This window comes from Burkholderia sp. AU18528 (genome assembly GCF_002223215.2).
GTDB lineage: Bacteria > Pseudomonadota > Gammaproteobacteria > Burkholderiales > Burkholderiaceae > Burkholderia > Burkholderia semiarida.
This window is the reverse complement of record NZ_NKFC02000006.1, coordinates 1,862,348-1,880,222: the sequence shown is the minus strand read 5'-3', so window position 1 is coordinate 1,880,222 and position 17,875 is coordinate 1,862,348. Positions and strand designations below refer to the sequence as shown.

Below are 17,875 nucleotides of genomic sequence, written 5' to 3'. Positions count from 1 at the left end.
CGCCGCATCGCGTGTGGTTCAAGCGCGGCTCAAGCGCCGCGCCGCCAGCAATGCGATGACGAGCAGCACCGCGACATACGCGGCGACGCCCGCCCACGCGCCGTGTTGCCAGAACGCGCCGCCGACCGAGCCGAGCACGCTCGACCCGACATAGTAGGCGAGCAGATACAGCGAAGCCGCATGCCCCTTCGCGGCGCCCGCGAGCGCGCCGACCCAGCCGCTCGCCACCGAATGGGCGACGAAGAAGCCGATCGTCACGAGCACGATGCCGACGACGATCGCGACGAGCGAATGCGACAGCGTCAGCGCGAGGCCCGCCGCGAACACGACGATGCCGCTCACCAGCACCGGCGCGCGCCCGAGGCGATCGGCGAGCGCGCCGGCGCTCGATGACGACACCATGCCGAACAGGTACGCGCCGAAGATCAGCCCGCAGGCGGTCGGGCTCAGGTTGAACGGCGCCGCCATCAGCCGGAATCCGGCGTAGTTGTAGATCGTCACGAACGCGCCCATCACGAGGAAGCCGATCGAGAACACGAACGGCAGGCGTGCGTGGCGCAATTGCGCGTGCCACAGCCGCAGGTGGTGACGCAGCGTCAGGTCGGTGCGCTTCACGAAGCGTCGCGACGCCGGCAGCAGCATCACGAATGCGAGCGCCGCGAGCAGATCGACGACGCCGATCGACAGCATCGCCGTACGCCACGAGAAGTGCTCCTCGAGCGCGCTCATCCCGATCCGTCCGATCATGCCGCCGAACGCGGTGCCGCCGACATAGAGCCCCATCGACAGGCCGAGCCCGTCGGCGGCGATTTCTTCCGCGAGATAGGCCATCGCCACCGCCGGCACGCCGCCGAGCGCGAAGCCTTCGAGCGCACGGCAGAGCAGCAGCAGGTGCCAGCTCGGCGACCACGCGGCGAGCAGGTTGAACAGCGCGGCCAGCGTCATCGACGCGAACATCAGCCCGCGCCGCCCGACCCGTTCGGACAGCGCGCCCGCGCACAGGATCGACACCGCGAGCATTCCGGTCGACAGCGATAGCGACAGCGAACTCGACGCCGCGCCGACGTTGAACTCGCGTGCAAAGGCGGGAAGCAGCGGCTGCACGCAGTACAGCAGCGAGAAAGTGGCAAAGCCGGCGAGGAACAGCGCGAACGCGATGCGCTTGTACGCGGCCGAGCGCGGGGACACGCCGGCCGGCAGCGCATCGGGCGTGGTGTTCTGCGTGCCGGGCATGGAGCGGGAAATCGAAGCGGAGGACATGAGGGCACTCGATGTGCGACGGAATACACGAATTCTTGCGCACGGTCATATATATGTCCAATATATGAAATGAACCGCAGCAATATGTTTTAACACTGGCTGGCAGGCCAGCCCGACTCATCGCGAGGTCACGTCACGCATGGAACTCCGGCATCTGCGCTACTTTCTGGCCGTCGCGGCCGCGTCGAATTTCACGAAGGCCGCCGAAGCGCTCGGCATCGGCCAGCCGCCGTTGAGCCAGCAGATCAAGGCGCTCGAGAACGAGCTCGGCGTGGAACTGTTCAAACGCACCGCGCGCGGCGCCGAGCTGACGCTGGCGGGCGAAGTTTTCGCGGAAGAGGCGCGGCGCGTGCTCGACGATGCCGAGCGCGCGGCACGGGCGGCCCGGCGCGCCGCGCGCGGGGAAACCGGCCATCTGCGCGTCGGCTTCACCGGGACGGCCGCGTTCAATCCGAAAGTGTCGGGTCTGATTCGCCGCTTTCGCGAGGCGTTTCCGGATGCGGAACTGACGTTGCAGGAAGCGACGTCCGGTGTGCTGCTGGAGGCGCTGGAGGCCGGGCGCCTCGACGTCGCGATCGTGCGGCCGGAGCGCCGTGTCGCCGCGACGCTGCGGGTATCCGATTGGGACGAGGAGCCGATGTTCGTCGCGCTGCCCGTCGCGCACCGGCTGGCGCAGCGGCGGCGCGTCGAACTGGCGGAACTCGCCGACGAGTCGTTCGTGCAGGTGCCGCGCGCGGCCGGCGCCGCGCTGTTCGACGATATCGTCGCGGCGTGCAAGGCTGCCGGGTTCGAGCCGCGCATGGGGCAACCGGCGCCGCAGATCGCGTCCGCGGTGACGCTGGTGGCGGCTGGCCTCGGCGTGTCGGTCGTGCCGAAGGCGATTACGCAGGTGCAGGTGCCCGGGGTCGTATACCGGCCGTTCGCGGGCAACCGGTTTCGCGCGAGGCTCGCCATTGCGTCGCGGTGCGACGAGCCGTCCGCGGTGGTGCGGAATTTTCTGCTGCTCGCGTAGCGGGCAACAAAAAACCCGCGAAGCCGTGTGCTGTCGCGGGTTTCGGAAATGCGGGAATGCGAGGAAAACGCATCTGGTGCCGACGGCGAGACTCGAACTCGCACAGCTTTCGCCACTACCCCCTCAAGATAGCGTGTCTACCAATTTCACCACGTCGGCACTGCAAGGGGCGCAATTCTAACGTCACATCGCGCGTTTGTGAAGGGGGTATGGCAAGGTCGTGTACGGGCGCCCGATCGATCCCGGTAGAATTCGTCCGATCGACCCGACGGGTCCCCGCAACCGCCACCCGTTTTTCTCCCCGTGACCCACACCCTCGAACAACTGCAGGCCGGACAACTGTCGGGCGCGCGGCAACTGAAGCTCGCGTGCGGACTGACCGAATTTCCGCGCGAGATCTTCGATCTGGCCGATACGCTCGAAGTGCTCGACCTGACCGGCAATGCGCTGTCCGCGCTGCCGGACGACCTGCCGCGGCTGCATCGGCTGCGCATCCTGTTCGCGTCGGGCAACCGCTTTACCGCGTTCCCCGACGTGCTCGGCGCGTGCGATCGGCTCGACATGATCGGCTTCAAGGCGAACCGGATCCGCACCGTGCCGCGCGGCGCGCTGCCGCGTGCGCTGCGCTGGCTGATCCTGACCGACAACGCGATCGACGAACTGCCGGCCGATATCGGCGACTGTGCGCGCTTGCAGAAGCTCATGCTGGCCGGCAACCAGTTGCGTGCGCTACCCGTGGAAATGGCCGCCTGCCGCGCGCTGGAACTGGTGCGCCTGTCGGCGAGCCGGCTCGACGCGTTGCCCGAGTGGCTGCCGCGCCTGCCGCGTCTCGCATGGCTTGCGGTGGCCGGCAATCCGTTCGGCGCGGCGCCGGAGGCCGCGGCGTCCGCCGGGCCGGACGTCGCGGAGATCGACTGGGCCGCGCTGTCGTGCGAACAGAAACTGGGCGAGGGCGCGTCGGGTGTCATTTATCGCGCGCAATGGCGTGCGGACGGCCATCCGCCACGGACGGTCGCGGTGAAGCTGTTCAAGGGTGCGGTGACGAGCGACGGCCTGCCCGATTGCGAAATGGCCGCGTGCCTGCATGCCGGCCGCCACCCGAACCTGATTCCGGTGATCGGCAAGGTGCGCGGGCATCCGGACGGCACGCATGGCCTCGTGATGGAGCGGGTCGATCCTGCGCTGACGAACCTCGCCGGGCCGCCGAGCTTCGCGTCGTGCACGCGTGACGTCTATGCCGCCGATGCGACATTCGATCCGGCGCAAGCGCTGCGGATCGCGCACGGCATCGCGTCGGCGGCCGGCCATCTGCACGCGCGCGGCATCATGCATGGCGACCTGTATGCGCACAACATCCTGCACGACGGCGCGGGCGGCGCGCTGCTCGGGGATTTCGGGGCGGCTTCGCTGTACGACGTGAACGAGCGCACGCGCGGCGCAAGGTTCGAGCGGCTCGAAGTGCGCGCATTCGGCTATCTGCTCGGCGAATTGCTCGAACGCTGCGAATCGCGCACCGGCGCGCTCGACGCGCTGGCGGCGGCGTGCGTGAACGAGGACGTCGATGCGCGGCCGTCGTTCGACGAGATCACGGCCGCGCTGGCCGCTCGGATGCGCTGACGGAGGGCGCCGGCTTACGCGTGCCGCGCGGTCAGCAGCTTGATGCCGAGCCCGACGAACAGCAGCCCGCTCGCGCGCTTGAGCGCGCGCACCGCGCGGCTCATGCCGACACCGCGATGCAGGCGGCGCACGCCGGCCGAATAGACGCTGTGAACGACCACGACCATGCAGGCGATCGTCGCGTACATCACGACGAACTGCAGCGCGAGCGGGCGGTCGTGCACGATGAACTGCGGCATGAACGCGGACAGGAAGATCATCGTCTTCGGATTGCTGCCCGACACGAGCAGCGCTTCGCGGAACAGCTTCCGGCGATCGGGCACGGCGATCTCCGCGGCGTTGCTCGATGCGCTGGCGCGGCGGTCGCCGCGCAACTGCCGGACACCCAGGAAGATCAGGTACGCGGCGCCGATCACCTTCATCGCGACGAATAGCGGCGGCATCGCGGCCAGCACCGCGCCGACGCCGAGCGCGACGAGCAGCACGACCACGCCCTGCGCGACGAGGTTGCCGGCGATCGTCGCGGCGGTGCCGTGCGCGCCGTAGCGCACCGTGTTGCGGATCACGAGCAGCACGTTGGGCCCCGGCGACAGCGTCGTGGCGAGATAGGCGGCGGCAAACAGCATCCAGGTCTGAATGGACATGCGGCGCTCCGAGAGGCGGTTCCGGCGATTGGGGTGAAGCGATGGTGCCACGCCAATAATGGCGCGCGCCGCCGCCGGAACCGTGCGGTCGCCGCGCGTCAGCGCGCGTCGCGCATGCAGTACGCGGGAATCGGCGGTGGCGTATCGATGGCGGCAGGCCGCGTCATCCATGCGATCCACGCGGCCCATGACCCGCAGGCGATCAGTACCGCGACATTCAGCGGCGTCCGCTAGCGGACGATCAGGTCGGCCAGCGGCAAGCGGTTTTTCATCAGCATCTCCTTCTGTCGTGAGCCGGCGGCGTTACTGGCCGGCGTAGGTCGGCGCCTTCGCGTCGCAGGTCACGGACACGGTCGAGCCGTCCGCGAAATGCAGCCGGACCGGCACCTTCGCGCCAGGCGCGACGGCCTGGCGCGGCTCCTCCAGCATCACGTGATAGCTCTTCGGCTTGAACGTCAGCGTGCCGTGCGCGGGTACGAGCACCGAGTCGACGTGAACCATCTTCGCGGTGCTGCCGCTCGTCCGCGTTTCATGCACCATCGCCATCCCGTATGCGGGCGTGTCGATACCGGTCAGCGTCGCGGGCGCGTCGCCGTCGTTCTTCAGCGTGAAGTAGCCGGAGGACGGTACGGTCGCCGGCATCGTGCGGATCCAGCAGGCGTCGGCCTGGATGGCCGGCGCGGCGAACGTGGCGGACGCGTGCAGCGCCAGCGCCGCGAGCAGGCCGGTCGGAATCGAGTGTTTCATCGTGTGTTCTCCTTGTCGGGTGCGATGCCGAGGGCATCGATGCGAATGCGCCCGGCATCGAGCGCCGACGCGCATCGCGTGGGTGACATGCGTTACTTCAGCGTGAATGCGTAGCGGCCGTGCGTGCGATGGCCGTCGCTGGCCACCGCGATCCACGCGACGGTGTAGGTGCCGGGCTTCAGGCTCGTCAGCGCGACGCGCATCCGCTTCCGGTTGCCGCCATCGACGGCCGACTTCCCGTCGACGACCGACTGCCCGTGGCTGTCGGTCACGGCGATCGAGCTGAACGCCGGCTCGAGCGCCTCGCCGAAATCGATCGTGACCGCGTGCGGCGCGCTCGACAGCGTGGCGTTGGGGGCCGGGTCCTGCGTTTTCGGAAGCGCATGCGCATGGGCGGCGTGGATGATGACGAAGCCGAGCGCGGCGAGTGCGCCGCGAGCGAAAGTGGCGGTTTTCATGGGTGGATGAGCGAGTGACGAATCGGATGGAACAGACGGATTCGACGGACGGCTGCGCGCGCGGCATCGCGGCCGGTGGCGGTCGGTACGGACGTGCGCGGCCGGACATTCGCATGCGGGCGAATGCAGGCGCGGCCATCCGGGCTGCAGACGGCCAACCACGCACCCGGCACAACGCCGCACGCAGCAGGGTGACACATGATGATCGTCCTTCGAAACGTGACATGTCGCGCACGCGGGCGGCGTGCGCGGGCTGCGCGATGCGCTGCGGCATCACGCGCAATGACGACGGATCAGGACGGGAACGGCGGGGCGCGCGGTTGCGCGGCCGTGAGCGGCAGCGCGCGGCGCAGGCTTTCGAAGCGGGTGGCCGCGCGATGCTCGATCGCGTGCACGTGGGCCGCGAACGTCAACTCGGGCGCGGGCAGCGCGGGCGTATGGGCAAGCAGGCTGCAGTAGCCGCATGCCTGGAGATGGGCCTGCAGGTTTTTCGTCGACGCGTCGGCGGAGCGGTCACCAGCGGCCGGCGCGGCCGAACAGTAGCCGGCCAGCAGTGCGTCGACGCGCCCTTGCGTGGTCAGCGCCTGCGAGATCGTCGGCGCGAGCGCCGTCATCAGGATGGCGAGCATCCCGATCAGACTGCCGATCTTCCGGAGACGACGACTCAGCATGCGATGCGCGGCGGCGAGTGGACGACGATGGAGCCGATTATGCCACGCACGTCGATTCGCGAGTCGGCCGGCGCGTGCGGCATCGCGGCGCGCTACGCGTGCTTCGCCAGATACTTCGCGATCAGCGTCATCTGCGCGGCCCAGCCCTGGTCGTTCATGTCGCGCGCCGTCGCGCGACGCGCTTCGATCAACTGGTCGAAGCCTGTTTCGGTGACCGTGAGCAGCGTACCGCCGGCTTGCGCCGCGAGCGTGAACGTGACGAGCGTCATCGGCTCGGACGCGTAATCGACATTCGGATCGATCGCGAACGGATGCCAGCGAAACGAGAACAGTCGTTTTGGCTCGATACGATCGACGACGATTTCGAACACGGTGCCCGCATAGGGCTCCTGCGCCTTGGCGACGTCGTCGTCGACGCGGGTCGGCGTGATGCGGCCGAACAGCGGCTGGCCGGCCTCGAACGGGCCGTCGAACGCGACGCCGAACCACTGGCCGAATTCGTCGGAATCGCTGACGGCCGCCCAGACGCGGTCGGGCGGTGCGGCGAGCAGCGTCTGTTTTTCGATGCGATCGGTTGGCTGGGCCATCACGTTCTCCATGCAGGATCGAGCGTTGCAGGACGACGTGCGCGGGCGCACGCCGCGTCTAGTCGAGCATGACCGCGTCGGGCACGTCGAGCACGAGGTCCGACGTCGCGACGGCCACGCACGGCAGCGTATAGCCGTCGGCCTTTTCCTCGCGGGAGAGCCCCGGCCATTCGATCGTATAGCGTACGCTGCCGCTGACGATCCGGCAAAGGCAGCTTCGGCACGTGCCGTTGCGGCACGAGCGCGGCAGCGACACGCGCGCGAACGCGGCGGCTTCGAGCACGGTCAGCGAATCGGGCGCGTCGAAGCTGGCGCCGAGCGGGTCGACGCGCACGAGGGGCGGGTGATCTGGATCGGTCATGAATGAAGCGGGCGGTTCGGCGGCATCGCGCCAAGCATACCCGAACCCGCCGGCGGCCGAGGGCCGCCCGCCGCGGGTGTCAGTGCCGCCGCAGATACCGGTACACGGTATTGCGCGCGAGGCCGAGCTCGCGCGCGGCCGCCGATACGTTGCCGCCATGGCGTGCGAGCACCGCGTCGATCATCGCGGCCTGATGGCTCTGCAGCGTCGTGCCTTCGCGCCTGCCCGCCGGCGGGACCGATGCGGCTGCCGCCGGCGCAGCCGGCGCATCGTCGCAGTCGAGCCAGAAATCGTCGGGCAAATGCGCGAGCGTGATTTCCGCTTCGTCTTCGGCGAGCATGCCGGCCGTGCGCAGCACGTTGGTCATCTGCCGCAGGTTGCCGGGCCAGCGGTGGCGCGCGAACGCGTCGAGCACGTCGGCCGCGAGGCGGCGCGGCATCGGCTCGCTGCGCGCGAGCCGCGCGAGGATCCGTTCGACGAGCGCGGGCAGGTCGGTGCGCGTCGCGAGCGCCGGCAGCGTGACCGCGAGCCCGTTGATCCGGTAGAACAGATCCTCGCGGAACGTGCCCTCCGCGATCATCGCGCGCAGGTCGCGGTGGGTCGCGCACACCACGCGCACGTCGACCGGTACCGCGCGTGCGCCGCCGAGCGGCATCACCGCGCGCTCCTGCAGCACGCGCATCAGCCGTACCTGCTGCGCGAGCGGCATGTCGCCGATTTCATCGAGAAACAGCGTGCCGCCGTCGGCCTGCGCGATCTTGCCGGGGCTGCCGCGCTTGCGCGCGCCGGTGAACGCGCCGTCTTCATAGCCGAACAGCTCGGCCTCGATCAGCGAATCGGGCAGCGCCGCGCAGTTGACCGCGACGAACGGGCCGTCCGCGCGCGGCGACGCCTGATGCAGCGCGCGGGCGAGCCATTCCTTGCCGGTGCCGGTCTGGCCGAGGATCAGCAGCGGGAGGTCGCGCCCGCGGATCTTCGCGACGCGTTCGAGCACGGCGGCCATGCGCGCGTCGCCGGTGTCGAGCGTCGCGAACGTGATCGCATCGGGGTCCGGTGCGCGCATGCGTGCGGCCGGCGCGGGCGGCGTGACGGCGACGGTCGTTTTCTGCGCTTCCGGGAATTCGCAGCGTGCGAGCACGCGCACGCCGGTCGACAGCGTGAGGCGGAACGTGGCGCCCGGCGCGCGGGCGGCCTGCCGTGCGAGCTCGCCGAAGCGCATGCTGAACAGTGCGTCGCTCGCCTGGTGCTGCAGGGTGTCGAACGACGCGCCGAGCTGAAACTGGGCGCTGCGGTTCGCGGCGATCAGCCTGCCGTCGGCGCCGAATGCGACGAGCCCGGCGAACAGCGAATCGACGCAATCCTCGTGTGCGTGAAAGCGCAGCCGCAGCGCTTCGCTGCACTGGTTCGCGAACAGGTGGTTCTCGATCAGTTGCGCCGACATCCGCACGAGCGCGAGCGTATGCGGGCTGGAGCCGCGCGGGTCGCCGCTCACGTCGAGCGTGCCGAGCGTGCGGCCGAACGGATCGACGATCGGCGCACAGGCGCAGGTGAGGATATGGTTCGCGCGCAGGAAATGTTCGGAACCGTGCACGACGACGGCCTGGCCGGACGCGAGCGCGGTGCCGATCGCGTTCGTGCCGCGCGCGCCTTCGGCCCACGACACGCCATTGCACAGCGCGACGCGGTTTGCCTTCTCGATGAAGTCCGCATCGCCGATGCTGTGCAGGATCACGCCGTCGGCGTCGGTCAGCAGCACGAGGCTTTGCGTATCGGCGATCTGCGCGTGGAGGTCCTCCATCACCGGTCGCGCGTGCGAGAACAGCGTGTGATTCGTGTCGAGCAGTTCGCGCAGTGCGACGCGCGACAGCGGCGAGAAATCGGGGCGTTCGTGCGCGCGCAGGCCGACCGCGGTCGAACGCGCATGCGCCTGCGCGAGCAGGTCGGTACGCCCGGCGGTGGCGGGCAGCACGAAGGGTTGCGGCATGGTTTGTCTCCTGTTCCCGGGGCCGCCGGGGCAACCGGATCGGCATCGGCGGCGCAGTGCGGCTCCGCTCGCGGCGCACCATTCGGCGCGCCAGCCGTCCGTCCGGGTACGCATCATCATACAAGCGCCACGTGCGATGCGCGACTGCCAACAAAATCCCCTTGCTTTTAAGCGCCCGCCTGCAATGATGGAAATGGAGCACGCGCGCGCCGTGTTCCGCGGTGCAACATGCATGCGACGCGACATGCATCCGTTCGGGAGACGCATCATGGTTCGGGCGGAACTGAGAGTCGTGCTGGCGGCCATCGCCACTTTCATCATGCTGGGCGGCATTGCCGTGGCGATCCACGGGTTGCTGTTCGATCTGACCGATGCGGTGAGATACGGGGCGGCCGCGATTGCGGTGGGCGTCACGACCGCCGCGATCGCGCTCAACGTCTGGCCGACCGATCCGCACTGACGTCCGTTGGCGAAACAGTGCCGGATGCCGCGCAGATCAGACGAAATGCGCGTCGGAACGACGCACACCGAAATTTTTGTCTCCCGCGCGAAACCGTCTAAAGTGGAATTCAACCGGCATGCATCGACCGCGCCACACTCCGCGGCCGGGGCCTCCGCCGGCGAGCCCGCGTGCATTTCGTCCGGCCGGTAGCGGACGACGGACGCGGTCATTCGTTTTCTACCGGTCGAGGCAGCGCCCATGCAGATCCATTTCACGAACGAGAAGCCCGAGTATTCGGGGCGTGACCTGATGCTGGGGTTCACGGCACTGGTCAATGGCGAGCGCGTCCAGTGCCAGATCACCGCCGAGGCGCTGGAAGACCACTTCGGCGCCGCATCGCCGCGCTTCGAGGACATGGTCGGCGCATTCGATCAGCACCGCGAGCGCATCGAGGCGGCCGCACGGCGCCTGCTGTCGGAAACACGTGCGCAATGCGTGACGCTGCGCAGCGGCTACGTGCGTTTCTACGAGGCCAACTGGCGCTGACGACACGACGCCCGTCCGGCGGCGCATGCGCTCGAGCGCGGCGCACGCGAGGACATTGCCTTCACGCAATGCCGTTCGGCGGGGCCGCGCGGCATTTTCGTATGCGGGCCGTGCGGGATTGCCCGAGCGTCGGCGCGCTCGTGCACGTCGATTCATGAGGATCGCAGAGCAATCGTGCGAAAACGAAAACGCCACCCGAAGGTGGCGTTTTCATCGTGCATTGCGTCGGTGTGCGTTCCGCGCTTACTCGCTGCCGAGATAGAAGAAGCGGAACAGGAACACGGCCGCGATGATCCACACGATCGGCTTGACCGTGCGCGCCTGGCCCGTCAGCAGCTTGAGGCCGCCGTACGCGATGAAGCCGAACGCGACGCCGTTCGCGATCGAGTACGTGAACGGCATCAGCAGCGCGGTCAGCGCGGCCGGCACGGCTTCCGTCGCATCGTCCCACGGCACCTCGACCATCTCGCGCAGCATCAGGCACGACACGTAGAGCAGTGCCGGTGCGGTTGCGTAGCCCGGCACGACGCCGGCGAGCGGCGCGATGAACAGGCACGCGAGGAACAGCACCGCGACGGTGATGGCCGTCACGCCGGTGCGGCCGCCGGCCTGCACGCCCGATGCGCTTTCGATGTACGCGGTGGTCGACGACGTGCCGAGCACCGAGCCCGCGACGATCGCCGTGCTGTCGGCGAGCAGCGCCTTGTTCAGGCGGTTCATCTTGCCTTCGACGAGCAGGCCCGCGCGATTCGCGACGCCCATCAGCGTGCCCGTCGCGTCGAACAGCTCGACGAGGAAGAACACGAGGATCACGTTGATGATGCCGGTCGACAGCGCGGCGCCGATGTCGAGCTTGAACAGCGTCGCGTCGATCGACGGCGGCGCCGAGAACACGCCGTGGAACTGGTTGCCGGCGAAGAAGAACGACAGGATCGTCACGCCGATGATGCCGATCAGGATCGCGCCGCGCACGCGCAGATGGTCGAGCGTGACGATCGCGAAGAAGCCGACGATCGCGAGGATCGTCTCGTGCTTGTGCAGATCGCCGAGCGTGACGAGCGTGGCCGGGTTGCCGACGATCACGCCCGACGTCTTCAGCGAGATGATGCCGAGGAACAGGCCGATGCCGGCGGTAATGGAAATCCGCAGCGATTTCGGAATGCCGTTGACGATCGCCTCGCGCACGCGGAACAGCGTGACGAGCAGAAACAGGCAGCCGGAGATGAACACCGCGCCGAGCGCGGCTTGCCACGTGAAGCCCATTCCCTTGACGACCGTGTACGCGAAATATGCGTTCAGGCCCATGCCGGGCGCGCAGGCGATCGGGTAGTTCGCGTACAGCCCCATGATGATCGACGCCAGCGCCGCGACGAGGCAGGTCGCGACGAACACGGATTCCTTCGGCATGCCGGCGTCGCCGAGGATCGCGGGGTTGACGAAGATGATGTAGGCCATCGTCAGGAACGTGGTGACGCCCGCGAGTATTTCGGTGCGGAAATCGGTGCCGGCTTCAGCGAAGCCGAAATACCGCTTGATGGATTCCATGAAGGCGTTTCTCCGGTCGGGTTGTCGTGTTGATTGTTGTGCCGAATTGTTGTACAGGCAGCGCGGCCGGCTAACTGTAACCAGCCACTATTGTCCGGCTATCGGCGGATTGTAATAGCGTGGATAGCTCGGACGATATAGTTGGAGGGCACGATCGGTTGCCTGCGCGCAAACGGTCCGGCAGCCCGCCCGCGCGACGAAGGCGCGCATTTTACCGGTTCGTGCGGCACCGGCCGGCGGAAATGGCCGAAACGGCGGGAACGAAGGAAACGAGCGGAAGGGGCGCCCGGCAGGCGGGCGAAACCAGCCGATGCGTGCGCAACGGCATGCCGGCTGCGTCGCGCGCACCCGGTGCGCGACGACATGCGACTGAAACGGAGCGCCCGCATGCTGCACGAATGCGGTGCAGGCGGCGCGTTCGTGCGAACGCACGTGTGCCGCCGGTGCGGACACACGACCCGGCAACCGCGTGCGGCGGCCATTCGTCTGTCCAGGCGGCGGCAGGGACCGGATTATCGTGCGCCGAAGCCGTCCCGTCCGCAACTGTCATTTCGCGATGCGGGGGCGACTGTGGTTTCTGTGTAAAAGAATGCAAGACCCCATCGCGTAAACCGGCAAGTCTTTCTAGGATAGATACACCGCACATGCACACGCCGGCCGATCATTGCCGACGCGGGGAAGTCGCAGTCCGTGCAGGCCAGGCGGTGAATGGCGGTCAAGGCCGTTGCGCGTTCGGGCAGCCATGGCCGGTTAGGCACGGCCGGTCAGGCACGGCCGATTGCGATTGCCCGATGCGGGTTCGTCCGTAATCACGGAGGTCAGCATGTTGAACTGGATCAGCCGTTGGGCGATGCGACACGCCCCCACGCCGGAAAAAACCGCCGCGTCGATGCTCGTGACGGCGCGCATGGAACTGTTCGCAGCCGAACAGCGCGTCATCGATGCGAAATTACAGGCGGATTACTGGCGCACACGTGTGTCATTCCTCGAAGAGGTGCAGAAGCAGGGCATCGATCCGTGGGTGACCTCGCAGGCTGCGCAACGCCCCGACCTCGATTCCACTCCACGAAGCACGGGCCCGCGTCTCGCCGCCAGCACCTGATGCACCTGCAGCATCCTCTCGCTGCGCATGGCGCGCGATCGCTCGCGGCACGCATCGGCGTGCCGCGTTCTTCGATGCGCACCCGCGGCGCATTGCGCCGCGGGTGCGCCCGTTTCCGGTCGCGGCCGTTCCGCGTATCGCGCGTGTAACGGCGCGCGTCATCCACTCCTTCTCCCTACCTTCACGAGCAAACGTTGCACTTGCGCGAGCGTGCGCCTGACGCGTTCGCCGTGCCGTACGTACGCGGTCGTGATCGATGCCTGCGCCGGTTGGTCGCCGTCGGTGCCGATCCACACGCGTTCGCCGCGTTGCACGCGCAGCACGTCGCCGGAGCGGATCCAGTAATCGTCGACGCTGCCGAGCCGCGTGATCCACAGCGTCGCATCATGCACGCGGATCTCGGCGTCGTGCTGCGCGCGCCACGTCAGCGTCTTGCGCGGCGCGACCGTGAAATGCAACTCGACTCTCGGCAACGAGATCGTATCGGTGCGGCACCGATCGGGGCAAACAACCAGCCGGCTTGCTTGGTCCATCGTCATCTCCATCGTTGAGCCGGGCGGGATGACGCGCACCAAAACAAAAAGGCCTCATCCGGTTCCGGCGAGGCCTCGTGACATGCATGACTGAAATCTCGATGCTAATGCACAAGCGCCTCCGGCGATCGCCACGTATGGGCGTTCACTCGTTTTTGATGCGCGATGGCGATGGGCTTGAGCATAGGTATGCGAACGAGTGTGTCGTGGCCGCAGGGCCCTGTCAACGGAAATTTCGAGATACGTGGCAATTACGCGTCGCGTTGCGCGAGGCCGTTCACGAGCAGCTCGGACAGCAGGCCCGTCATCCCTTCCGGGTGCGTGGCCGCGCGTGCCTTCAGTTGTTCGACCAGCTCCGCGTTGAGCTTGCACGCGAACGGCACGAGGCCCTGTTCCTGGTCGAGCTTGCGCTGCGCGCGGCGGTCCAGCTTGGCCGCTTCTTCGGCGCCCTTGCCGAAACGCGCGGAGCTCGACTGTTTCATCGCGTGCGTCAGCTTGAGCGCCTTGTTCTTTTCGAGATCGGTTTTCTTCATGGCCATCGCGGCACCTCCGGGAAATTGAAGCCGCGATTGTACGCATTTCGGCGGGCGCCGCCCGCCGAACCGGCCGGCAACCCGGTCACGCGCCTTTCGTCGTGCCCCAGTTGCCGCCGTGCGCGGCCGCCTGCGCGGCCGGCGAGCGGGCGAGATAGGCGAGCGCCTGCTCGGTCGAGCCTTCGTGGTGCGGCGTATAGCCGGGCTTGAAATAGCGCAGCGCCGCGCCGATCACCTTCCAGAACGACGGCAGGTGCCCGCGCCGCGAACCCCGCCACCACGCGAGCACGAAGCCCGGGTAGCGGCCGGCGTCCGGATCGCGCAGGTACATGAACTTCGCGCCGGTCGTGATGTAGTGGAGCAGCAGCAGGATCACCAACGCCATGTGCACGCAGCGCTCCGGATAGGTGCCGCCCAGGTGCCGGTAGATGTCGAACGCGACGGTGCGGTGCTCGACTTCCTCGGCGCCATGCCAGCGCAGCAGGTCGACCATCGTCGGGTCCGCACGGCCTTCGTCGAGGCCGTGCGCGTTGAGCACCCAGTTGCCGAGATAGCCGAAGAAATGCTCGAGCGACGCGATCACGGCCAGTTGCTGCCGCAGCCAGAAGCGCGTATGGCCGATCTTCAGCCCGAGCGGCCGTTCGCCGAGCACGCGTGTGAACAACCGGTTGAGCTTTTGCGTGAACGGCTTCGTGTCGATGCCGTGACGGTCGTAGTAGTGCTTCAGCACGCCGCCGTGCGAGCGCGAATGCACGGCTTCCTGGCGCAGGAAGCCTTCGGCTTCGTCGCGCAGGCGCGCATCGGCGATCAGCGGCAGCGCCTTGTTGTAGACGCGGCAGAACCACAGCTCGCCCTCCGGGAACAGCAGGTTCAGCGTGTTGATGATGTGCGTGCTGCCCGGATCGTTCGGCACCCAGGTGACCGGCGTGTCGCTGAAGTCGAACTTCACGTGTCGGGCCCTGATCTTGTGGTAGTCGGCGGTATCGTTCATGTCGTCTCCCTGTGCGGCGTCGTGCGCCGTCAATGCGATGCCATGCTGACGCGGGCGATCATCCGGCCCAGCCACGGCATGAAGCGGCCGACGAAGCGCATCGCGTGCGCTTCGCCGCCGACCGCGACGACGGGACGGTTGCGCAGCACGCCGTCGATCATCGCCTGCGCGACGGTTTCGGGTTTCAGGCCGCGCATCTGGTATAGCCTGGTCGCGCGCTTGCGCAGCCGCGCTTCGTCCTGGCCGCTCGCACCCGCGTAGTGCGTCGACGCCATGATTCCCGTTTCCGCGAACCCGGGGCACACGGCCGTCACGCCGATGCCTTTTCCGGCGAGTTCCGCGCGCATGCATTCGCTGAGCATCAGCACCGCGGCCTTCGTCGTCGCATACGCGGGCAGGTCGCGCGACGGCCCGAACGCGGCGGCCGACGCGGTGTTGACGATGTGCCCGCCGGCGCCGCGCGCGGCCATCTGCCGCGCGAACAGCCGCGAGCCGTGGATCACGCCCCACAGGTTCACGTGCAGGATGCGCTCCCAGTGCCGCGTGCTCGTGTCGAGGATGCCGCCGGCCATCCCGATGCCCGCGTTGTTGATCACGACGTCCGCGCCGCCGAGTTCGCTGCCGACCCAGGTCGCGAGCGCTTCCATTTCGTCGGCGGACCCGACGTCGACGCGTTTCGCATGCGCGTGCGCACCGGTCAGCCCGATGAGCAGCGCGGTGCGCTCGGCGCTCGCGAGATCGATGTCGCATGCGACGACCGTCGCGCCTTCGCGTGCGAAGGCCAGCGCCGCGCAGCGGCCGATGCCGCTGCCCGCGCCGGTGACGACCGCGACCTTGCCGCTGAAGCGCCCGCTGGTCGCGCGGCGGCGCGCGTTCGCGAGCGCGGGCGGTTCGTCGCCGGATTCGACCGAATCGATCAATTGACCGGCGAGATCCGCGAAGCGCGCGGGATCGGCGAGCGGCAGCCAGTGGCCGGCCGCGACTTCGCGGCGGTAGTACCGCGGCACCCAGCGCGACAGGTTCTCGGACAGCGCGGGGCTCACGTACTTGTCGCCGAGCGGCACGATCGTCTGCACCGGCGCATGCGCATAGCGTTCGCGCGGCGCGAACAGGCAGCGGATGAAGTTCGCACGGTAGAGGCGCACGCCGCGCGCGCCGTCGTCGGCCTGCGTCGGGCGCGGCGTGGCGGGCGTTTTCTCGATCCGGCGCAGCAGGCCCGGCCACGCGCGGCCGAGCCACAGCCGCCAGCCGAGTTCGGGGAGGAGCGGCAGGTGGAACAGGTAGACGTACCACGAGCGCACGAGCTGGCCGCCGAGCCTGGCCAGCGACGCGGGCGTCGGGTGCAGCACGCGTTCGCGCAGCCAGAAGCCGACGTGGTCGAGGCACGGGCCCGAGCACGACGTATATGACGCGATGCGGCCGGCCAGGCGCGGATCGGTGACGAATTCCCAGCCCTGGATCGCCCCCCAGTCGTGCGCGACGAGGTGCACCGCGCGGCCGGGGCAGAGCGCGTCGATCACCGCGACGAAATCGTCGGTCAGCTTCGCGAGATGGTAGTCGGCCGTGCGCGTCGGCACGCCGGACAGGCCCGCGCCGCGCACGTCGTACGCGATCACGTAGTGTTTGCGCGCAAGCAGCGGCGCGACGTGCCGCCAGACGCTGCTGTCGTCGGGATAGCCGTGCACCAGCACGACCGGCGAGCGGGCCGGGTCGCCCCAGGTGCGCACCGCGAGCGTCAGGTCGCCGGAGGCGACCGCCGTTTCGCTGTGAACCGATTCGAACAGGGCCAGCGGCGCTTCGTCGGAAAGAGGCTGCATCGTGAGTCCGTCGTTCAGGGAGTCGGGAGGAGGGCGCGTGACGTGCGTGTCAAGCGGCGGCCGGCACGTTCGCCGCCGCCTGCGCGCGCTCGGCCTGGCGGCGCTGCCAGCGGCGCACGTGCGGCAGGTCGTCGTCGAGCCAGTACGCGTCGTCGTCGGTGATCACGAGCAGTTCCTCGAATTTCGCGCCGACGCCCGCGAAGCCGAGATGCGGCTCGACAGCCCACAGGCCCGGCACCGGCGCATGCTCGGAGCGGCGGTCGATCGACCACAGCGGTGACCAGCCCTGCTGCTTCGCCGCGCGGCCCTGGTCGAGCAGCAGGTTGCGCGTCGCGTTCAGCCCGAAGCGCGCGACGAAGCGCGGCTTCGACAGCTTGTGGATCTTCGCGACACGATGCGCGAGCACCTTGAACGGATAGGCCTTGTGGCGCGGCTCGACGCCCTGGCGGCGGCACAGCGCGTCGACTTCCTGCGCGACTTCCGCCATCGACCGGCGCGCCTTCACGAGCCGCACGATCATGTCGCGATGGTCCATCAGGTCGTCCTGCAACTGCTCGAGGATCGGGTTGCGGCCGACGCAGTGCGCGTAGCCGACATCGGCGACGATGCCGTCGAGCACGGGCGCGACGTCGAGGATCACCGGCATGTCGGTTTCGAGCTGACGGTTGCTCGGGAAGAACGCGAGATTGAAGCCGCCCATGTGCTTGAGGCCCGAGAAGCCGTCGAACGCGGTGCGGTCGCCGAACCACGCGAACGGCTTGTGCAGCCAGTCGTGCACGCCGTGATCCTGCAGCCATTCGGTCAGCAGGCGCGCGGCTTCCTTCTCGGTGATGCCGGGGTAGAGCATCGCGCCGACGGTCTCGACGCAGCGGTAGGCCAGTTGCTGGACCGCGCGGAATTGCGGCAGCTCGTCGAGGTGGACTTCCGGCAGCGGGTGGTGGGCGGTCATGATGCGTCTCCATGTGTCGGCCCGCGTTTGCGTGTCGGCGCGATGCGGGTCCTTGTGCAAGGCTGGGCGCTGATCC

The 17,875-nt window shown here is 68.4% G+C and carries 19 protein-coding genes and 1 tRNA gene; 5 read left to right on the top strand and 15 right to left on the bottom strand.

The features are described 5' to 3' along the window. Positions 1 to 18: 18 nt before the first annotated feature. Positions 19 to 1,260, bottom strand: a complete 1,242-nt coding sequence (locus CFB52_RS25290) for an MFS transporter (RefSeq protein ID WP_060011878.1) — start codon at positions 1,258 to 1,260, stop codon at positions 19 to 21. 139 nt (positions 1,261 to 1,399) lie between these two features. On the opposite strand from CFB52_RS25290, the gene CFB52_RS25285 reads away from it, so the two are divergent. Next, positions 1,400 to 2,272, top strand: a complete 873-nt coding sequence (locus CFB52_RS25285; RefSeq protein WP_089465715.1) for a LysR family transcriptional regulator — start codon at positions 1,400 to 1,402, stop codon at positions 2,270 to 2,272. 74 nt (positions 2,273 to 2,346) lie between these two features. Here the strand turns inward: CFB52_RS25285 and CFB52_RS25280 are convergent. Beyond that, positions 2,347 to 2,431: transfer RNA gene (locus CFB52_RS25280), tRNA-Leu, on the bottom strand. Between the two features lie 144 nt (positions 2,432 to 2,575). Between CFB52_RS25280 and CFB52_RS25275 the strand changes: the two genes are divergently transcribed. Beyond that, positions 2,576 to 3,889 (top strand): leucine-rich repeat-containing protein kinase family protein, encoded by a 1,314-nt coding sequence (locus tag CFB52_RS25275; protein ID WP_099317747.1) that lies wholly within the window; start codon positions 2,576 to 2,578, stop codon positions 3,887 to 3,889. A gap of 14 nt (positions 3,890 to 3,903) precedes the next feature. Here the strand turns inward: CFB52_RS25275 and CFB52_RS25270 are convergent, their stop codons facing one another. The 7 genes from CFB52_RS25270 to CFB52_RS25235 all read right to left on the bottom strand — a co-directional run bounded on the left by CFB52_RS25270 (position 3,904) and on the right by CFB52_RS25235 (position 9,341). Further along, on the bottom strand, positions 3,904 to 4,533 hold the full coding sequence (locus tag CFB52_RS25270) for a LysE family translocator (RefSeq protein ID WP_099317746.1): 630 nt from the start codon (positions 4,531 to 4,533) through the stop codon (positions 3,904 to 3,906). A gap of 303 nt (positions 4,534 to 4,836) precedes the next feature. Further along, positions 4,837 to 5,280 (bottom strand): copper chaperone PCu(A)C, encoded by a 444-nt coding sequence (locus tag CFB52_RS25265; RefSeq protein WP_099317745.1) that lies wholly within the window; start codon positions 5,278 to 5,280, stop codon positions 4,837 to 4,839. Positions 5,281 to 5,372: 92 nt separating this feature from the next. Further along, positions 5,373 to 5,738 carry a copper resistance protein CopC gene (locus CFB52_RS25260; RefSeq protein ID WP_099317744.1) on the bottom strand — a complete coding sequence of 122 codons (366 nt, stop codon included), beginning with the start codon at positions 5,736 to 5,738 and terminating at the stop codon, positions 5,373 to 5,375. 293 nt (positions 5,739 to 6,031) lie between these two features. Next, on the bottom strand, positions 6,032 to 6,409 hold the full coding sequence (locus CFB52_RS25250) for a DUF2946 domain-containing protein (RefSeq protein ID WP_099317742.1): 378 nt from the start codon (positions 6,407 to 6,409) through the stop codon (positions 6,032 to 6,034). A gap of 92 nt (positions 6,410 to 6,501) precedes the next feature. Next, positions 6,502 to 6,996 (bottom strand): SRPBCC family protein, encoded by a 495-nt coding sequence (locus CFB52_RS25245; RefSeq protein WP_059585090.1) that lies wholly within the window; start codon positions 6,994 to 6,996, stop codon positions 6,502 to 6,504. Between the two features lie 58 nt (positions 6,997 to 7,054). Then, the gene (locus tag CFB52_RS25240; protein ID WP_099317741.1) at positions 7,055 to 7,357 is read right to left on the bottom strand and encodes a 2Fe-2S iron-sulfur cluster-binding protein; all 303 of its coding nucleotides are present in this window, start codon (positions 7,355 to 7,357) and stop codon (positions 7,055 to 7,057) included. 79 nt (positions 7,358 to 7,436) lie between these two features. Further along, positions 7,437 to 9,341 carry a sigma-54-dependent Fis family transcriptional regulator gene (locus CFB52_RS25235; protein WP_099317740.1) on the bottom strand — a complete coding sequence of 635 codons (1,905 nt, stop codon included), beginning with the start codon at positions 9,339 to 9,341 and terminating at the stop codon, positions 7,437 to 7,439. 184 nt (positions 9,342 to 9,525) lie between these two features. Between CFB52_RS25235 and CFB52_RS25230 the strand changes: the two genes are divergently transcribed. Beyond that, on the top strand, positions 9,526 to 9,801 hold the full coding sequence (locus tag CFB52_RS25230) for a DUF2964 family protein (RefSeq protein WP_226291178.1): 276 nt from the start codon (positions 9,526 to 9,528) through the stop codon (positions 9,799 to 9,801). A gap of 240 nt (positions 9,802 to 10,041) precedes the next feature. Further along, positions 10,042 to 10,329 carry a DUF1488 domain-containing protein gene (locus CFB52_RS25225; RefSeq protein ID WP_006486743.1) on the top strand — a complete coding sequence of 96 codons (288 nt, stop codon included), beginning with the start codon at positions 10,042 to 10,044 and terminating at the stop codon, positions 10,327 to 10,329. A 243-nt stretch (positions 10,330 to 10,572) separates the two neighbouring features. Here CFB52_RS25225 and CFB52_RS25220 read toward each other — a convergent pair whose 3' ends face one another. Next, a complete protein-coding gene (locus tag CFB52_RS25220; protein WP_059584507.1) occupies positions 10,573 to 11,874 on the bottom strand; it encodes an NCS2 family permease in 1,302 nt (433 codons plus the stop codon). An 823-nt stretch (positions 11,875 to 12,697) separates the two neighbouring features. Here CFB52_RS25220 and CFB52_RS25210 point away from each other — a divergent pair. Next, on the top strand, positions 12,698 to 12,976 hold the full coding sequence (locus CFB52_RS25210) for a hypothetical protein (protein ID WP_006480752.1): 279 nt from the start codon (positions 12,698 to 12,700) through the stop codon (positions 12,974 to 12,976). 158 nt (positions 12,977 to 13,134) lie between these two features. Here the strand turns inward: CFB52_RS25210 and CFB52_RS25205 are convergent, their stop codons facing one another. From CFB52_RS25205 to CFB52_RS25185, 5 genes are all read right to left on the bottom strand, one after another. Next, positions 13,135 to 13,509 (bottom strand): DUF2917 domain-containing protein, encoded by a 375-nt coding sequence (locus CFB52_RS25205; RefSeq protein WP_059585091.1) that lies wholly within the window; start codon positions 13,507 to 13,509, stop codon positions 13,135 to 13,137. Positions 13,510 to 13,760: 251 nt separating this feature from the next. Next, positions 13,761 to 14,048, bottom strand: coding sequence for a hypothetical protein (locus CFB52_RS25200; protein WP_059525440.1), 288 nt, complete (start codon positions 14,046 to 14,048; stop codon positions 13,761 to 13,763). 79 nt (positions 14,049 to 14,127) lie between these two features. Further along, positions 14,128 to 15,033: a metal-dependent hydrolase gene (locus tag CFB52_RS25195; protein WP_099317739.1), complete on the bottom strand. Its 906-nt coding sequence runs from the start codon at positions 15,031 to 15,033 to the stop codon at positions 14,128 to 14,130. A gap of 29 nt (positions 15,034 to 15,062) precedes the next feature. Then, positions 15,063 to 16,850 (bottom strand): SDR family oxidoreductase, encoded by a 1,788-nt coding sequence (locus CFB52_RS25190; RefSeq protein ID WP_099317738.1) that lies wholly within the window; start codon positions 16,848 to 16,850, stop codon positions 15,063 to 15,065. A 49-nt stretch (positions 16,851 to 16,899) separates the two neighbouring features. Then, positions 16,900 to 17,799: a M24 family metallopeptidase gene (locus tag CFB52_RS25185; protein WP_099317939.1), complete on the bottom strand. Its 900-nt coding sequence runs from the start codon at positions 17,797 to 17,799 to the stop codon at positions 16,900 to 16,902. Positions 17,800 to 17,875: the final 76 nt, after the last annotated feature.

What these genes read in the sequence shown, in the direction of transcription:
- CFB52_RS25290 (WP_060011878.1), bottom strand. Translation starts at nt 1,260, where the DNA reads ATGTCCTCCGCTTCGATTTCCCGCTCCATGCCCGGCACGCAGAACACC.
- CFB52_RS25285 (WP_089465715.1), top strand. Translation starts at nt 1,400, where the DNA reads ATGGAACTCCGGCATCTGCGCTACTTTCTGGCCGTCGCGGCCGCGTCG.
- CFB52_RS25270 (WP_099317746.1), bottom strand. Translation starts at nt 4,533, where the DNA reads ATGTCCATTCAGACCTGGATGCTGTTTGCCGCCGCCTATCTCGCCACG.
- CFB52_RS25265 (WP_099317745.1), bottom strand. Translation starts at nt 5,280, where the DNA reads ATGAAACACTCGATTCCGACCGGCCTGCTCGCGGCGCTGGCGCTGCAC.
- CFB52_RS25260 (WP_099317744.1), bottom strand. Translation starts at nt 5,738, where the DNA reads ATGAAAACCGCCACTTTCGCTCGCGGCGCACTCGCCGCGCTCGGCTTC.
- CFB52_RS25250 (WP_099317742.1), bottom strand. Translation starts at nt 6,409, where the DNA reads ATGCTGAGTCGTCGTCTCCGGAAGATCGGCAGTCTGATCGGGATGCTC.
- CFB52_RS25245 (WP_059585090.1), bottom strand. Translation starts at nt 6,996, where the DNA reads ATGGCCCAGCCAACCGATCGCATCGAAAAACAGACGCTGCTCGCCGCA.
- CFB52_RS25240 (WP_099317741.1), bottom strand. Translation starts at nt 7,357, where the DNA reads ATGACCGATCCAGATCACCCGCCCCTCGTGCGCGTCGACCCGCTCGGC.
- CFB52_RS25235 (WP_099317740.1), bottom strand. Translation starts at nt 9,341, where the DNA reads ATGCCGCAACCCTTCGTGCTGCCCGCCACCGCCGGGCGTACCGACCTG.
- CFB52_RS25230 (WP_226291178.1), top strand. Translation starts at nt 9,526, where the DNA reads ATGATGGAAATGGAGCACGCGCGCGCCGTGTTCCGCGGTGCAACATGC.
- CFB52_RS25225 (WP_006486743.1), top strand. Translation starts at nt 10,042, where the DNA reads ATGCAGATCCATTTCACGAACGAGAAGCCCGAGTATTCGGGGCGTGAC.
- CFB52_RS25220 (WP_059584507.1), bottom strand. Translation starts at nt 11,874, where the DNA reads ATGGAATCCATCAAGCGGTATTTCGGCTTCGCTGAAGCCGGCACCGAT.
- CFB52_RS25210 (WP_006480752.1), top strand. Translation starts at nt 12,698, where the DNA reads ATGTTGAACTGGATCAGCCGTTGGGCGATGCGACACGCCCCCACGCCG.
- CFB52_RS25205 (WP_059585091.1), bottom strand. Translation starts at nt 13,509, where the DNA reads ATGGACCAAGCAAGCCGGCTGGTTGTTTGCCCCGATCGGTGCCGCACC.
- CFB52_RS25200 (WP_059525440.1), bottom strand. Translation starts at nt 14,048, where the DNA reads ATGGCCATGAAGAAAACCGATCTCGAAAAGAACAAGGCGCTCAAGCTG.
- CFB52_RS25195 (WP_099317739.1), bottom strand. Translation starts at nt 15,033, where the DNA reads ATGAACGATACCGCCGACTACCACAAGATCAGGGCCCGACACGTGAAG.
- CFB52_RS25190 (WP_099317738.1), bottom strand. Translation starts at nt 16,850, where the DNA reads ATGCAGCCTCTTTCCGACGAAGCGCCGCTGGCCCTGTTCGAATCGGTT.
- CFB52_RS25185 (WP_099317939.1), bottom strand. Translation starts at nt 17,799, where the DNA reads ATGACCGCCCACCACCCGCTGCCGGAAGTCCACCTCGACGAGCTGCCG.